Here is a 15,083-nt window from a genome sequence, read left to right on the forward strand (position 1 = left end):
TGAATATGGGGTGTAGGGCGGGGTTCACCCCGCCCTCCGATTCGACCCTACGTCAGTTCGGGCGGGCCTGATCGGCCTCCATCTCGGCGCGGATCTGCTGGCGTAGAATGTCGATGGGGATCATCTTGCCATCACGCTTGAAGTGCCAATAGGTCCAGCCGTTGCAAGATGGCGCGCCCTCATAGGCGGCGCCAACCTGATGGATAGACCCTTTCACATCATTGCCCACCAACGTACCATCGGCGCGCACCTTGGCCATGTAGCGGTTGCCGACCGAAAACAATTCCTCGCCCGGACGCAACATGCCGCGTTCCACCACCTGCCCGAAGGGCACGCGCGGTTCTGATCGTTTCGATCCGGTGATTTCCAGCGCCGAGGCGTCAAACTTGCGCACGCGGGCAAGCCGCGCTTCGGCGACAGTGCGATACGCTTCTTCGCGTTCGATCCCGATGAAATCGCGACCCAGCATCTTAGCCACAGCGCCGGTGGTGCCCGTGCCAAAGAACGGGTCCAGCACGACATCGCCGGGGTTGGTGGTGGCAATCAGGATACGGTGCAAGAGGCTTTCCGGCTTTTGCGTCGGATGCGCCTTGTCGCCATTGGCATCTTTCAGCCGCTCATGCCCGGTGCAGATCGGCAGAACCCAGTCTGACCGCATCTGAATACCGTCGTTCAGCGCTTTCAGTGCCTCATAGTTGAAAGTGTACTTTGCGCTCTCATCACGCGACGCCCAGATCAGGGTTTCATGCGCGTTGGTCAGGCGTTTGCCTTTGAAGTTCGGCATCGGGTTTGATTTGCGCCAGACCACATCATTCAGCAGCCAGTAGCCCTGATTTTGCAATTCGGCCCCAAGACGGAACACATTGTGATAGCTGCCAATGACCCAGATCGCGCCGTTGGGCTTAAGCAGGCGCTTGGCGGCTTTCAGCCACGCTCTGGTAAATTCGTCATAGACAGCAAAGCTGCTAAACTGGTCCCAGTGGTCATCAACCGCATCAACCTTGGAATTGTCGGGCCGGTGCAGATCGCCCTTTAGCTGCAAATTATAGGGCGGGTCCGCGAAGATCAGATCAACAGAGCCCGCAGGCAGGCTGTTCATCAAGTCGATGCAGTCGCCTGCAAGGATCTGGTTCAGGGGCAGGTCCGCCACTGTCACTTTAGTCTTTGACGTCATCTTCTGCCTCTGTCCCCGGCGTCATTCGGTGCGCCGTTCTTGTGGATAAGAATGAGTCAGAGATGATTCGGCGTCAAATTCTTTATTGAATCAACAGGTTATCTATTTCTCTTGATACAAGATATTGTGGACAGGCTTGAACGAACGTCTATGAACGGGGGTCACCCCAAGATTTAGAAGCGCACTCAGGTGCGCTTTGGTCGGGTAACCTGCGTTCATCTCCCATCCATAGCCGGGATATTGTTGCGCCAAATCCACCATGAGGCGATCACGTGTGACTTTTGCGCAAATCGACGCGGCGGCGATTGAGAGTGATTTGGCATCACCTTTAATGATCGCCAGCCCCCGGCATGACAGGTTTCGGGGAATCATGTTGCCGTCGATCAGCGCGAAATCGGCGCTCAGCGCTGCCACCGCGCGTTCCATCGCCAGATGGCTGGCGCGCAGGATGTTCAACGTGTCGATTTCCTCGACGCTCGCATGGGCGACGGCGATTTGCGCCACCTGCTGCAGCTCGGCAAACAGGGCTTCACGGCGCGCGGTAGTCAGCGCTTTGGAATCAGCAAGCCCCGCGGGAATGCGGGTTGGGTCCAGCCGGACGGCCGCAGCGGTAACCGGGCCGCACAATGGCCCCCGGCCCACCTCATCGACCCCGACGACAAAAGCCGCCCCCTGTGACAGAGCGGCAAGTTCATGGGTGAAGTCTGCTGCGTGTTTTATCATACCCCGGCATAGCGCGGGTTCAGCCCAGGAAAAAGGGGGTGGGAGCTGCTCACCCTCCCACCCCCGCAAAGGGACTCAATAGGCGTGGCGGGGACGTCCACGGCCGTAGTCCCGTCCGTGCCCGCGCCCATGGTCACGAAAACCACGATCGTGGCCACGACCAGACTCGACGCGGAAACCCGCATTGCGCAGGCAGTCTTCGGAATAGACCCGGTCCACGCGGCCAAAAACCCGCGCGTTGTTGGCGCAATGACGCGGCAGGCGATAATCAAAGCCTTCGCGGCGTAGGCAGCGTTCGGGGAAAACGGTGACGTCACGGCGTGCGCCAGAAATTTCGATGGCACAGACCGACGGCACGCGGGGAGACCGCGCCTGAACCGGGGGCTGCGGCACGGGCGCAGGCTTTGCCCGCCCCTTGTCAATCGAGTGGACAATGGCCCCGATCGCGACGGCAGCAACAAGTGCCTTGGCCAGATTGTCACTGGACCGATCCGCGCGGGCGGGCAAGGCTGTTGCAGTCATCAGCGCAAGTGCTGCAGCGGCAGCGGTTATAACGGTAATAATGCGGCGAATGGGGCGCGTGGTTTCACGGGGCATGGACGAGGAGATGGCGGTGGACACGGCAAACATGGGGGCCTCCTGTCAGTATGGGGTTGCGGTCTGTTGGCGCGACCATCGCACCAGATCCGATGTCCAAACCGTGCCTCCCCCTGCCCCGGACAGGCAATATCGGCTGCTTGATATGCGATAACAGCACCTGTCAGGCCCCCTTGATATTGAATATCGCAGTAAACACGCGCAACTCTGTGGTCAGAACAAGCAGCCCCGAGCAGGAGCAAGATATGAAAACCCCATTGCTGATCTATGCCGGCCTTTTGGCCATGGCGTTGACAAGCCCCGCTTCGGCGGAATGCTACGCAGATTACAAGGCCAAGCAGGATAACCCCTTGCGTCTGCATTATGGTGTGGCGCAAGTCAGTGACGGCAACTGTTCACCGGGCGCCGCCCAAGGTGAATTGAAGCCTCGGCTTGCGTCTGCGGGCTGGACGTTGTTGAACGTGTTGGCAACATTCGGGCCCGAGGGCCTTGGCGAAAGGCAAGCGAGTGCAGGAGAATTCTACCTCCGTTACTGAGAGTCTGAAAGCTGGCAACCGGGTTGTCAGCTTTGGTATCGCGGGAATTGTGCTGATCCTGTTTGGCGCGGCGTTGTTTTTGTTCCTCAGCCTGCCTGATGCCAACGCGTTCAACACGCGGGTGGAACGGTTGTTCGTGGAAAACGACAATTTGACCACGGGAGCCGAGATCAAGCTGCTGGAGATTTTGGCGCAAAGCGGCACCTCGTTTTCCGAGGTGCTGCAAAGCTACCGCATGGTGATCTTTGTGCTGCTGGTGTTTTCCACCGCGCTTTTGGTGGCCGCGCTGGTCTTTCTGGTGATGATCATTGCCCTGAACCGCCGGATTTCCGCGATCCAACGGTCAGGCATTCAGGTGGCCAGCCTGATGATCAGTCGCGAAGGTCGGGCGGTCTATATCAACGACATGGAATTTGCGCTGACCGAGGCGGCCCTGGAAACCCTGTCGGTTCTGGCCGAGGCGCGGATGGACGATGAAGTTCTGACAGGCGCGCAGATCGAATCGGTGATCTCGGGCCGCAATGAGGGAGATTGCGACGAAGCCGCCGGGGCCACCCGTGTCAAACGACTGCGCGATACGCTGGGCAATCAGCTGGTCAGCGAATTGCTGGTCAAGACGATTGCGCGCCGGGGTTATGTTCTGGCGGTGGGAAAAGACGTTATCCGCATGGTCTGACTGTCATCTGCCCGTCACAGGGCTTGCATAGGGGGGTGGGGGGTCATACATAGCGCCCCTCTTGTCCTTCTGCTGCCCTGAGGGGGATGCGATGATCCAGACGCCGTTTTACCTGATCGACCGTGCCAAACTTGCACGCAATATGGCCATCATGGATGAGCTTCGGCATGCGTCCGGGGCAAAGACCCTGCTGGCGCTGAAGTGCTTTGCCACATGGGGCGTGTTCGACCAGATGCGGCAGCATATGGACGGCACCACGTCGTCCAGCCTGTATGAGCTGAAGCTGGGCCGTGAGCGGTTTGGCAAAGAGACACACGCCTATTCGGTGGCATGGGCAGATCATGAGATTGCCGAGGCCGTGGGCTATGCCGACAAGATCATCTTCAACTCCATCGGTCAGTTGGAACGGTTCGACAACCAGTCAGCCAGCATCAACCGTGGCCTGCGCCTGAACCCGCGCTTTTCGACCAGCGGGTTTGATCTGGCCGACCCGGCCCGCCCGTTCAGCCGTCTGGGCGAATGGGACGCCACCAAGATCGAGCGGGTGATGGACCGGATTTCCGGCTTCATGATCCACTACAACTGCGAGAACGACGATTTCGACCTGTTCGACCAGCAGTTGTCCCGGATCGAGAATGAATTCGGCACCCTGCTGTCGCGCCTGCAATGGGTCAGCCTTGGCGGCGGGATTCATTTCACCGGGACCGGCTATCCGGTGACCAAACTGGCCGCGCGGCTGAAAGCGTTTTCGGAACGCTTCGGCGTGCAAGTCTACCTTGAACCCGGCGAGGCTGCGATCACCGGGGCGGCGTCGCTGGAAGTCACAGTGCTGGATGTGCTGAACAACGGCAAGGATCTGGCGGTCGTCGATTCGTCGGTCGAGGCGCATATGCTTGACCTGCTGATCTACCGCATCGCAGGCAAGATCGACACCGATGGCGATCACCCGGTCCAGATCTGCGGCAAATCCTGTCTTGCGGGCGATGTGTTTGGTGAATTCAATTTCCCCGCACCGTTGCAAGTCGGGGACCGGCTGAGCATCGCGGATGCCGCGGGCTATACGATGGTCAAGAAAAACTGGTTCAACGGGGTGAAGATGCCGGGCATCGTCATCAAGGAGTTGGACGGGTCGATGACCGTCGCACGTGAATTCGGCTATGCCGATTTTGAAGGCAACCTTGGGTAACCCCGGTTGCGCCCTTCCCTCTGTCCTTAAAGGAGACGGTTCGAAGTGAAACGGAATGTTCTGATCATCGGCGCTGGTGGCGTGGCCCAAGTGGTCGCGCACAAAGCTGCACAGCACAATGACCGCCTTGGCGATCTGCACATCGCCAGTCGCACCGTGGCCAAGGCGCAGGCCATCATCGAAAGCGTGCATGCCAAATCCGCGATGAAGGTGCCCGGCGTGTTTGACGCCCATGCGCTGGACGCGATGGATACGGCGGCGGTTGTCGCGCTGATCAAGGTAACGGGCAGTCAGATCGTGATCAACGTAGGCTCGCCTTTCGTGAACATGACGGTGCTGGATGCCTGTATTCAGGCGGGTGTGGCCTATATGGACACCGCGATTCACGAAGACGCAGGCAAGATTTGCGAAGCGCCACCGTGGTATGGCAATTACGAATGGAAGCGGCGTCAGGCCTGCAAAGATGCTGGCGTGACGGCAATTCTGGGCGTGGGGTTCGATCCCGGCGTCGTCAATGCCTATGCCCGCGTCGCCGAAGGCCTGATGGATACCATCGAGTCGATTGATATCGTCGACATCAACGCCGGATCACATGGTAAATGGTTTTCTACCAACTTTGACCCCGAAATCAACTTCCGCGAATTCACCGGCACGGTGTATTCTTGGCAGAACGGGGCCTGGCAGACGAACAGCATGTTCGAGGTCGGCCAGACCTTCGACATGCCGGTCGTGGGCGCGCAAAAGGCCTACCTGACTGGCCATGACGAGGTGCATTCGCTGTCAGCGCGCTATCCGGCCGCTGATGTGCGGTTCTGGATGGGCTTTGGCGATCATTACATCAACGTGTTTACCGTGCTGAAAAACCTTGGCCTGCTGTCGGAAAAGCCGGTGAAAACCGCTGAAGGGCTGGAGGTTGTTCCGCTGAAGGTGGTCAAGGCCGTGCTGCCAGACCCGGCAAGCCTTGCCCCCGACTACACGGGCAAGACCTGCATCGGGGATTTTGTGAAAGGCACCAAGGACGGCAAACCCGTCGAAGTGCTGATCTACAACGTGGCCGACCACAAGGAAGCTTACACAGAAGTCGGCTCTCAGGGTATCAGCTATACCGCTGGCGTGCCGCCCGTGGCCGCCGCGCTGTTGATCGCCGATGGCGTCTGGGATGTGGGCAGCATGGCAAATGTCGAAGACATGGATCCGGCCCCCTTCATCAACCTGCTGAACGAAATTGGCCTGCCCACGCGCATAAAGGATGCCTCTGGCGACCGCGCCCTAACGCTGTAAAAGATCAACCCGCCGGAAAGGGCGGGTTTTTTCCACGCGCACAAACAATGTGGCGATCAGACCCGACCCTAGCCCCGTAAATCCTCTTTGAACAGGCTTGACGGGCCCTATATGCTTGCCCAACATTTATATGCACAAGCCAGTTGGCCCCTGAAAATCAGGGGTCAGGCGAAACGTCAGCACCTTACCGATGACCAAGGATCACCCCCATCTGCAACCTTTACTCCCAGACCAAAAGTCAGGACGCGATGCGCCATGTGTTCGACGCCATTGCCCAAGAGGGCGAAGGCTTTGACGACCTGACCGGCAACCTGCCACCAATGCCGGGTATCTGGCCGGATTACCCCGCGCCGGTCTTTCGTCATGGCGCGCCGGGCGGCTGGCAATTGTCAATGGCCCGCTGGGGCATGCCGACGCCGCCGCAGTTTCTGACAGGCAAGCGCACCGATCCCGGCGTGACCAACATCCGCAATCTTGACTCACCGCATTGGCGGCGCTGGCTGGGGCCCGCGCATCGCTGCCTCGTGCCGTTCACCCGCTTTGCCGAACCGGACATCCGCCCCGGACCGGGCAAGGTTAAGCCGGTGTGGTTCGCCCTTGGCGAGGACCAGCCTTTGGCGTTCTTCGCTGGCATCCGCACCGACTGGACCTCGGTGCGCAAGCTCAAAGAGGGTAAGGTGACGGTGGACGCCTTCGGCTTCCTCACCTGTGCGCCCAACCGCGAGGTGGAGCGGGTTCACCCCAAGGCCATGCCGGTCATTCTGGTGCGCCCCGAAGAATGGCGCACATGGCTGACCGCGCCGATCGAAGACGCGCTGCATCTGCAACGCCCCTTGCCGGATGGCGAGCTGGATATTGTGGTGGAGGATGCGCATGACCACCCTGCGTGACTTAGCCCACCGCCCACCGCCCGCTGATCCGCTCACCCTGACCACGGCCCGTGTGCACGAGGCCGAAGGACCGGGGCGGCGCAGCTTTGCTCTGTTTCAGACCCTGCGCCACCCCGGCGCGGTGCTGTGGGTGCTGCCCGCGCATGAACCCCAGCGGCCCATGCTGCGCGGCCTGCCCGAGGGCCTATCCGAGCGCCTGCTACTGCTGACTCCCAAAAGCGAGACCGACCTTTTGTGGTGTGTCGAAGAGGCCTTGCGCGCCGCCCCGGTCGGGCTGGTCATTGCCGAGCCGCAGCAGGTATTGTCCCTGACCGCAGGCCGTCGGTTGCAACTTGCAGCCGAGGTTGGGCGCACAACCGGGCTAATGCTGATCCGCGAGGGTCAGGGCAGTTCTGCCACGCACACCCGTTGGCGTTGCGCGCCCACACCTGCGACCAGTGCGGACTCGACTCTGCACCACTGGAGTCTTAATAAGAACAAAAAGGGAACTCTTGGACAGTGGGTTGTGAACTGGCATGGCGCGTCGGCTGCTTTCAATCTGGTTCCCGAGGCTGGCAAGCGATGCCAGCCTGCGGAACCGACCCGTTGAAGGGCCGTTTGCCCTGACCCATCGGTCGGGCAATGCGGATCATCTGCATTGCCTGAACCGCACGGCAGGCCAGCGCGGATTGCATCGCGGCATGGCGCTGGCCGATGCCCGAGCGATCTGCCCGGATCTCTCCACTCGACCCGCCGATCTGGCGCACGAAGCGGCAGCGCTGGCCAGCCTGCGGCGGTGGGCCAGCCGCTATGCCCCAATGGTCGCCAGTGACGGCACCGACGGGCTGATGGCCGACATCACTGGGGTCGCGCATCTGTTTGGCGGCGAGGCAGAACTGCAGGGCGACCTGCACGCCCGGCTGGACCGCGCCGGGCTTTCGGTCACCAGCGCCATCGCAGGTACGCGCGGTGCGGCTTATGCGCTTGCCCGTCATGGCGGCGGGATCATTGCCGATGGCGCGCTGGCACAGGGCGTTGACCGGTTGCCGGTATCCTCCCTGCGCATCGACCATGCCACGGCCGAGGCGCTGACCCGCATGGGCCTGTCGCAACTGGGCGCGCTGATCGCCCAGCCCCGCGCGCCTTTGGCCCGACGTTTTGGCCCGGCACTGGTGCTGCGGCTGGACCAACTGTTGGGTCACCAGCCAGAGCCGGTGGCAGCAGGGGCAGAGCCACCGCATTTCGGGGTGCGGATGACCCTGCCAGACCCCATCGGTCTTCAGTCCGATGTAATGGCAGGTCTTGCACGGCTCCTTGACCGGCTCTGCGCGACGCTGGCCCAACACCACCACGGCGCGCGCCGTCTGCGGCTGGAATTGCACCGGGTGGATCATGCGACAGCGCAGGTCGAAATCGGTCTGGCGCGCCCGATGCGTGACCCGCTGCGCATGGCGGCTTTGTTCGCCAAAGGGGTGGACGAGGTGGACGCAGGCTTTGGTATCGACGCGATGCGCCTCTCTGCCCCGATCACCGAGCCGATGCCGCCCGAACAGATCGGTAGCGGCCCCGCCGTGCGGCACGAGGATGCGCTGGCCGATCTGGTCTCGCGCCTTGGTAATCGCATCGGGTTTGACCGCGTGCTGCGGATGCAGCCTGCCGACAGCAAAATCCCCGAACGCAGCTTTCAGCTGGTCGCTGCGGCATGGTCGGAACCCGTGGCCGTTCCGCCCCGGCATGGCCCAACGCGCCCCCTTACGCTGTTTCCACCCGAACCCGTCAGCCATGCTTCCGGTCATCCGCCAGCGCAGTTCCGATGGCGGCGGATGCGCTTCACCACCCTGCGCGCGCATGGCCCGGAACGGATCGCACCGGAATGGTGGTTCGACGATCCGGCCTGGCGCACGGGCCTGCGCGACTACTGGCGGATCGAGACCCGCGAAGGCCCGCGCCTGTGGTTGTTCCACACACCGCAAGCCCCAGACTGGCCCGCGCCTGCAGGGGCGCAAAACTGGTGCGTGCAGGGGGAATTTGCCTGATGCCCCTTCATCTTGACCCAAATACTCTGGGGGGGCCGGGGGGCAAAGCCCCCCGGCCCTACGCCGAGCTGTGCGTCACCTCCAATTTTACCTTCCTGACCGGAGCCTCGCACCCAGAGGAACTGGTCACGCGCGCGGCAGAGCTTGGCCTGACCGCAATCGCCATCACCGACCGCAATTCGGTGGCGGGTGTCGTGCGGGCGTTTTCGGCGCTGAAGGAACTGACGCGGCAGCGCGAAGAGGCGCAAACAACCGATCAGATCGCGCAGGACGGGCCAAGCATCCGCTCGCAGCACGTCACCGACCATTCCAGCCGCCAGACCGTGCCACATTTCACCGGTGCTACCGCCACCCCGGTTCTGCCCGATACAGCCCTGCCCCGGCTGATCCCCGGCGCACGGCTGGTGCTGACCGACTCGGCTGTCGAATGGCTGGCCTTGCCGACCGATGTGGCGGCGTGGTCGCGGCTGACTCGTCTGCTGTCTTTGGGCAAACGCCGTGCGCCAAAGGGCGAATGCCACCTGACCGGTGCCGATCTTTTGGATTGGGGCGCTGGCCTGATCCTGATCGCCCTGCCGCCCGACCTGATGGAGGCCGATGCACGCCAAGCCGCCGCCACCCGTGCCGACATGGCCCGCATTGCAAAAGCCTTTCCCGGCCAGTGCTTTCTGGGGGCGGCCCCGCAGTATGATGGCCGCGACCAGCCCCGGCTGGACCGGCTGGCGACCCTCGCCCAAAGCACAGCCCTGCCCATGATCGCGGTCGGCAATGTGCTGATGCACCGCGCCGCCCGCCGCCCGCTGGCCGATGTGCTGACCTGCCTGCGCATTGGCTGCACCATCGACACCATCGGCCAGCACCGCTTGACCAATGGCGAGCACCGGCTGAAATCCGGGGCCGAGATGGCGCGGCTGTTCCACCGCTATCCCGCAGCGCTGCGCCGCACGGTCGAGATTGCGAATGCCTGCGCCTTTCGTCTGGACGAGCTGCGCTATCAATACCCCGATGAGGCGCAGAACGGCGAACCGGCGCAGGCGCGGCTAGAGCGTCTGACCCGGAACGGCCTGCTTTGGCGCTACCCCGATGGCGCATCCCCCAAGATCATCGCCCGGGTGGAAAAGGAACTCGCCCTTATCCGCGACGTCGAATACGCGCCGTATTTCCTGACCGTTCATGACATCGTGGCCTTTGCCCGATCAAAGGGCATCCTGTGTCAGGGGCGCGGCTCTGCGGCCAATTCGGTGGTGTGCTACCTGTTGGGCATCACCGAGGTGCCGCCCGAATCCATTACCCTGATCTTTGAGCGGTTCATCAGCAAGGAACGCGGGGAGCCGCCGGATATCGACGTCGATTTCGAACACGAACGCCGCGAAGAGGTGATCCAGTGGATCTATGACCGCTATGGCCGCGAGCGCGCGGGCCTGACCGCAACCGTGATCCATTTCCGCTCGCGCGCCGCCATACGTGAGGTCGGCAAGGTCATGGGGCTTTCACAGGATGTGGTGGCCCGCCTGTCGGGTCAGATCTGGGGCTGGTCGTCATCGGCCCCCGGACAGGACCGGATGCGCGACGCGGGCCTTGATCCGACCGACCGCCGCATGATGCTGACCACACAGCTGATCGCCGAGATCATCGGCTTTCCGCGTCACCTCAGCCAGCATGTCGGCGGCTTTGTCATCACCCATGGCCGGCTGGATGAGCTGTGCCCGATCGAGAATGCCGCGATGGATGATCGCACCATCATCGAATGGGACAAGGATGATATCGCCGCGCTGGGGCTACTCAAAGTGGATATTCTGGCGCTTGGCATGCTGACCTGTATCCGCAAGGCGTTCTCGTTGCTGAAGGACCATCGCGGGCTTGGCCTGACGCTGGCCAATACCCCCGCCGAAGACCCGGCGATCTATGACATGTTGTGCCGCGCCGATGCCATCGGGGTGTTTCAGGTGGAAAGCCGGGCGCAGTTGAACTTCCTGCCCCGGATGCGCCCGCGCGAATTCTACGATCTGGTCTGTGAGGTCGCCATCGTGCGCCCCGGCCCAATCCAAGGCGGCATGGTGCATCCGTTCATCAACCGCCGCATGGGCCGCGAGTCGGTCGAAGACCTGGGCCCCGCGATGATGGAGGTGCTGGGCCGCACTTACGGCGTGCCGCTGTTTCAGGAACAGGCGATGCAGATTGCTGTGGTGGCGGCAGGCTTTACACCGTCCGAGGCGGACCGTCTGCGCCGGTCACTGGCCACCTTCAAACGCATGGGCACCATCGGGTCATTCCGCGACCGCTTTGTGTCTGGCATGCTGGAACGCGGATATGACGCCGATTTCGCCACGCGCTGTTTTGCACAGATCGAAGGCTTTGGCAGCTATGGTTTCCCCGAAAGCCACGCCGCCAGCTTTGCCCGGCTGGTCTATATCTCAGCCTGGCTGAAGTGCCATCATCAGGCGGTGTTCACCTGCGCGCTGCTGAACTCCCAACCGATGGGCTTTTACGCCCCTGCCCAGCTGGTGCGCGATGCGCGCGATTGCGGGGTCGAGGTGCGGCCGGTGTCGGCCGATCATTCGCAGTGGGATTGCACCCTGGAACACCGCGCCGACGGCCAGCTTGCCCTGCGACTGGGGTTTCGCCAGATCAAAGGGCTGCGTGAAGAAGATGCAAACTGGATCGCAGCCGCGCGAGGCAACGGCTACCCCGATGTGGAAAGCCTGTGGCGCCGGGCGGGCGTGCCGCCAGACACGCTGGAGCGGTTGGCCGAAGGCGATGCTTTTGCCGCCCTTGGCCTGAGCCGCCGCGATGCACTTTGGGCTGCCAAGGCATTGCGCGCCCCTGCCCCGCTGCCGCTGTTCGGCCCGGATGGTGAAGGCGGGGTTGAACCCGCTGTCAGCCTGCCGCGCATGACCCTTGGGCAAGAGGTGATCGAAGATTACCTATCGCTGCGCCTGTCCCTGCGCGCGCATCCGGTGGAACTCTTGCGCCCGCGCCTGCCAGAAAGCCTGCCCAGTGACAGACTGGCGCAGACACAGGGCCGCGTCACAATAACCGGCCTTGTGATCACCCGCCAACGCCCCGGCACCGCGTCCGGCGTGATTTTCCTGACGCTGGAGGATGAAACCGGCACCGCCAATGTAGTGGTCTGGAAAAAGGTGTATGAAACGTTCCGCAAGGCCGTCATCGCTGGCCGCCTTGTGCGGGTGCGTGGCCAGATCGAACGCGATGGCCCGGTTGTCCACCTGATCGCCGAGCATGTCGAAGACGTCTCGCCGTTGCTGGCCACCCTTGGCCGCCCGGTGATCATCCCGTCCAACGACGGGCGCGCGGATGAAACCAAGCGGCCCGTCAACAGCCGGGCGCAATCAAGCGCCCGCCACCCTCGCGAACAGGCAAGAAAACTATTCCCCAGCCGGGATTTTCATTGAATGCCAGAAGCCGCCATTTGCTCACAGCGGCCAGACAGTCCCGCAGACCCGAATCGGCTGGCGATCAGGCAAGCGCAAAGCGCTTTAACTTAAAAACCAGTCTTAATGATAAGGAGTGGTGAGCCGGACAGGATTCGAACCTGTGACCCGCTGATTAAAAGTCAGCTGCTCTACCAACTGAGCTACCGGCCCACAACTTGGGCGCTGATTACGGTCAGCGACGGGTGGGGTCAAGGGCAAAAGATGCAGGGCTCTGGCAAATTCATCGGATCGGGCGTATATGCCCCGACATGGACCAAATGAACCTGCCAAATGGCCTGCCCTTCATGAAAATGCACGGCGCTGGCAATGACTTCGTGGTGATCGACTCGCGCGGGCGCGCGGGCGCGATGGTGACGCCTGCGCTGGCAAAAGCGTTGGGCGACCGGAATCGTGGCGTGGGCTTTGACCAGTTGGCCGAGATTCGCGACGGCGCGGCGGGGGCCGATTTCACTCTGGATTTCTGGAACAGCGATGGCAGCCGTGCCGGGGCTTGCGGCAATGCAACGCGCTGCGTGTCGGATTATGTGATGCGCGGGTTGGGGCTGGATGCTGTGTCCTTGATCACAGCGCGCGGCGGGTTGTCAGCGGTGCGCACGGCGGATGGCCGGGTATCTGTGAACATGGGCGCGCCGCAACTGGACTGGCAGGCAGTGCCCGTGGCGCAGGACGTTGATCTGATGCACCTGCCCCTGCTCGGTGATCCGGTCGCTGTGGGCATGGGCAACCCGCATTGCGTGCTGTTTGTTGACGACGCTGAAGCGGTTGATGTAGCAGGCCTTGGGCCCCGCTATGAACATGATCCGCTGTTTCCACAGCGCACCAATGTTGAATTTGCGTCCCTCATCGGGCCAGATCATCTGCGTATGAGGGTGTGGGAGCGGGGCACGGGCATTACGCTGGCCTGTGGCTCTGGCGCCTGTGCCACCGCCGTTGCCGCCCATCTGCGCGGGCTGACCGGGAGACGGGTCACGCTTGACCTTGATGGCGGAGTGCTGGAAATCGACTGGCGCGAGGATGGCGTCTGGATGACCGGCCCGGTTGCACATGTGTTTGACGGCTGGCTGTCGCCCGCGTTTCTGGCGGCGCACACATGACAACCCCGGTTTTTGCCACGCTGGGCTGTCGCCTGAACGCCTACGAATCCGAGGCGATGAAGGAGTTGGCTGAAGCCGCTGGCCTACAAGGCGCGGTGATTGTGAATACTTGTGCGGTAACAGCCGAAGCGGTACGCAAAGCCAAGCAGGAAATCCGCCGGCTGTCCCGCGAAAATCCCGGTGCTGCGGTGATTGTCACCGGATGCGCCGCACAGACCGAACCCGAGACCTTTGCCGCCATGGCTGAGGTAACCCGCGTGATCGGGAACCACGAAAAAATGCAAGCCGAGACGTGGCAAGGCATGACTGGCCCCGATTTCATCGGCCAGACCGAGCGTGTTCAGGTTGATGACATCATGTCAGTGCGCGAAACCGCAGGCCATCTGATCGACGGCTTTGGCCGCCACCGCGCCTATGTGCAGGTGCAAAATGGCTGTGACCACCGCTGCACCTTTTGTATTATCCCTTACGGGCGCGGTAATTCCCGCTCGGTTCCGGCGGGCGTGGTGATTGAGCAGATCAAGCGCTTGGTAGACAAGGGTTTTAATGAAGTGGTGTTGACCGGTGTTGACCTGACGTCTTGGGGGGCGGATCTGCCTGCCTGCCCACGTCTGGGTGATCTGGTGATGCGCATTCTGCGCCTTGTGCCCGACCTGCCGCGCCTGCGCATTTCGTCGATCGACAGCATCGAGGCGGATGACAACCTGATGCTGGCCATCGCTACCGAGCCGCGCCTGATGCCGCATCTGCATCTGTCCTTGCAGGCGGGCGATGACATGATCTTGAAACGGATGAAGCGGCGGCATCTGCGCGATGATGCGATCCGATTTTGTGAAGATGCGCGACAGCTGCGGCCCGATCTCGTCTTCGGGGCGGATATCATCGCAGGTTTTCCAACCGAAACCGAACAGATGTTTGAAAACAGCCTGAAGTTGGTCGATGACTGCGGGCTGACCTTCTTGCACGTCTTTCCGTTCAGCGCACGCAAAGGCACGCCAGCAGCACGGATGCCTTTGGTCAAAGGGCCAGACATCAAGGCGCGCGCCGCGCGGCTGCGGGCCAAAGGCGCCTTGGCACTTACGTCGCATTTGCAAAGCCAGATTGGCCAGACCCATTACATTCTGATGGAAGGCCCACGGATGGGACGCACCGGACAGTTTACCGAAGTTGAGTTTGTGGCAGATCAGCCCGAAGGTCAGATCATCCAAGCGCGCATCGACGGGCATGGCCCCACACGCCTGATCGCGCGCACAGGTTCAGCCTAGACGTCTCCGGCGGGAGTATTTGCAAAGCAGCAATCGGCGGACCGTCATTTTTACCGGACTTGCTGCATTTTTCGTGCGCGGTCCCGTACAGATCGCCGACGTCGCTCTGGGGCGATGCGGTAACGCGCCGCAACTTTACAAATCCATTGCAAATTTACAGGCCGCTTTGTATTTGTTGATGATCCGAAAGA

At 61.9% G+C, this 15,083-nt stretch carries 13 protein-coding genes and 1 tRNA gene; 10 read left to right on the forward strand and 4 right to left on the reverse strand.

Translation table 11 applies throughout. The annotated features are described in order from the left end of the window. Nucleotides 1–52: 52 nt before the first annotated feature. The 3 genes from Q8K08_RS16245 to Q8K08_RS16255 form a co-directional block, all read right to left on the reverse strand. Nucleotides 53–1,174, reverse strand: a complete 1,122-nt coding sequence (locus Q8K08_RS16245) for a site-specific DNA-methyltransferase (RefSeq protein ID WP_304802550.1) — start codon at nt 1,172–1,174, stop codon at nt 53–55. 102 nt (nt 1,175–1,276) lie between these two features. After that, entirely contained in the window at nt 1,277–1,897 is a 621-nt protein-coding gene (locus Q8K08_RS16250; RefSeq protein ID WP_305250761.1) for a ribonuclease HII, read from the reverse strand. Between the two features lie 75 nt (nt 1,898–1,972). Further along, the gene (locus tag Q8K08_RS16255) at nt 1,973–2,527 is read right to left on the reverse strand and encodes a hypothetical protein (RefSeq protein ID WP_304799872.1); all 555 of its coding nucleotides are present in this window, start codon (nt 2,525–2,527) and stop codon (nt 1,973–1,975) included. Nucleotides 2,528–2,739: 212 nt separating this feature from the next. On the opposite strand from Q8K08_RS16255, the gene Q8K08_RS16260 reads away from it, so the two are divergent. The 8 genes from Q8K08_RS16260 to Q8K08_RS16295 all read left to right on the forward strand — a co-directional run bounded on the left by Q8K08_RS16260 (nt 2,740) and on the right by Q8K08_RS16295 (nt 12,491). Further along, nucleotides 2,740–3,030: a hypothetical protein gene (locus tag Q8K08_RS16260; RefSeq protein ID WP_304799870.1), complete on the forward strand. Its 291-nt coding sequence runs from the start codon at nt 2,740–2,742 to the stop codon at nt 3,028–3,030. Next, complete coding sequence (locus Q8K08_RS16265) at nt 3,002–3,706, forward strand: hypothetical protein (protein ID WP_305250763.1); 705 nt, start codon at nt 3,002–3,004, stop codon at nt 3,704–3,706. The genes Q8K08_RS16260 and Q8K08_RS16265 overlap by 29 nt, the downstream gene beginning before the upstream one ends. A 91-nt stretch (nt 3,707–3,797) precedes the next feature. Beyond that, the gene (locus Q8K08_RS16270; protein WP_304799708.1) at nt 3,798–4,892 is read left to right on the forward strand and encodes a carboxynorspermidine decarboxylase; all 1,095 of its coding nucleotides are present in this window, start codon (nt 3,798–3,800) and stop codon (nt 4,890–4,892) included. A 45-nt stretch (nt 4,893–4,937) separates the two neighbouring features. After that, on the forward strand, nt 4,938–6,173 hold the full coding sequence (locus Q8K08_RS16275; protein WP_304799710.1) for a saccharopine dehydrogenase family protein: 1,236 nt from the start codon (nt 4,938–4,940) through the stop codon (nt 6,171–6,173). Between the two features lie 209 nt (nt 6,174–6,382). Next, a complete protein-coding gene (locus tag Q8K08_RS16280; protein WP_304799715.1) occupies nt 6,383–7,063 on the forward strand; it encodes an SOS response-associated peptidase in 681 nt (226 codons plus the stop codon). After that, nucleotides 7,047–7,652 carry an ImuA family protein gene (locus Q8K08_RS16285; RefSeq protein WP_305250767.1) on the forward strand — a complete coding sequence of 202 codons (606 nt, stop codon included), beginning with the start codon at nt 7,047–7,049 and terminating at the stop codon, nt 7,650–7,652. Before Q8K08_RS16280 ends, Q8K08_RS16285 begins: the two co-directional genes overlap by 17 nt. Then, entirely contained in the window at nt 7,579–9,078 is a 1,500-nt protein-coding gene (locus Q8K08_RS16290) for a DNA polymerase Y family protein (RefSeq protein ID WP_305250768.1), read from the forward strand. Before Q8K08_RS16285 ends, Q8K08_RS16290 begins: the two co-directional genes overlap by 74 nt. Continuing rightward, nucleotides 9,078–12,491: an error-prone DNA polymerase gene (locus Q8K08_RS16295; protein WP_305250770.1), complete on the forward strand. Its 3,414-nt coding sequence runs from the start codon at nt 9,078–9,080 to the stop codon at nt 12,489–12,491. Before Q8K08_RS16290 ends, Q8K08_RS16295 begins: the two co-directional genes overlap by 1 nt. A gap of 116 nt (nt 12,492–12,607) precedes the next feature. Here the strand turns inward: Q8K08_RS16295 and Q8K08_RS16300 are convergent. Next, nucleotides 12,608–12,683: transfer RNA gene (locus Q8K08_RS16300), tRNA-Lys, on the reverse strand. A 98-nt stretch (nt 12,684–12,781) separates the two neighbouring features. Between Q8K08_RS16300 and dapF the strand changes: the two genes are divergently transcribed. After that, nucleotides 12,782–13,627, forward strand: a complete 846-nt coding sequence (gene dapF / locus Q8K08_RS16305) for a diaminopimelate epimerase (protein ID WP_370870558.1) — start codon at nt 12,782–12,784, stop codon at nt 13,625–13,627. Beyond that, nucleotides 13,624–14,892 (forward strand): tRNA (N(6)-L-threonylcarbamoyladenosine(37)-C(2))-methylthiotransferase MtaB, encoded by a 1,269-nt coding sequence (gene mtaB, locus Q8K08_RS16310; protein WP_305250772.1) that lies wholly within the window; start codon nt 13,624–13,626, stop codon nt 14,890–14,892. Before dapF ends, mtaB begins: the two co-directional genes overlap by 4 nt. Nucleotides 14,893–15,083 lie beyond the last annotated feature (191 nt).

The sequence above is a fragment of the Pseudotabrizicola sp. genome, assembly GCF_030684215.1.
GTDB lineage: Bacteria > Pseudomonadota > Alphaproteobacteria > Rhodobacterales > Rhodobacteraceae > Pseudotabrizicola.

Coding starts and splice junctions, on each gene's coding strand:
- Q8K08_RS16245 (WP_304802550.1), bottom strand. CDS start 1,174: ATGACGTCAAAGACTAAAGTGACAGTGGCGGACCTGCCCCTGAACCAG.
- Q8K08_RS16250 (WP_305250761.1), bottom strand. CDS start 1,897: ATGATAAAACACGCAGCAGACTTCACCCATGAACTTGCCGCTCTGTCA.
- Q8K08_RS16255 (WP_304799872.1), bottom strand. CDS start 2,527: ATGTTTGCCGTGTCCACCGCCATCTCCTCGTCCATGCCCCGTGAAACC.
- Q8K08_RS16260 (WP_304799870.1), top strand. CDS start 2,740: ATGAAAACCCCATTGCTGATCTATGCCGGCCTTTTGGCCATGGCGTTG.
- Q8K08_RS16270 (WP_304799708.1), top strand. CDS start 3,798: ATGATCCAGACGCCGTTTTACCTGATCGACCGTGCCAAACTTGCACGC.
- Q8K08_RS16285 (WP_305250767.1), top strand. CDS start 7,047: ATGACCACCCTGCGTGACTTAGCCCACCGCCCACCGCCCGCTGATCCG.
- Q8K08_RS16290 (WP_305250768.1), top strand. CDS start 7,579: ATGGCGCGTCGGCTGCTTTCAATCTGGTTCCCGAGGCTGGCAAGCGAT.
- Q8K08_RS16295 (WP_305250770.1), top strand. CDS start 9,078: ATGCCCCTTCATCTTGACCCAAATACTCTGGGGGGGCCGGGGGGCAAA.
- dapF (WP_370870558.1), top strand. CDS start 12,782: ATGGACCAAATGAACCTGCCAAATGGCCTGCCCTTCATGAAAATGCAC.
- mtaB (WP_305250772.1), top strand. CDS start 13,624: ATGACAACCCCGGTTTTTGCCACGCTGGGCTGTCGCCTGAACGCCTAC.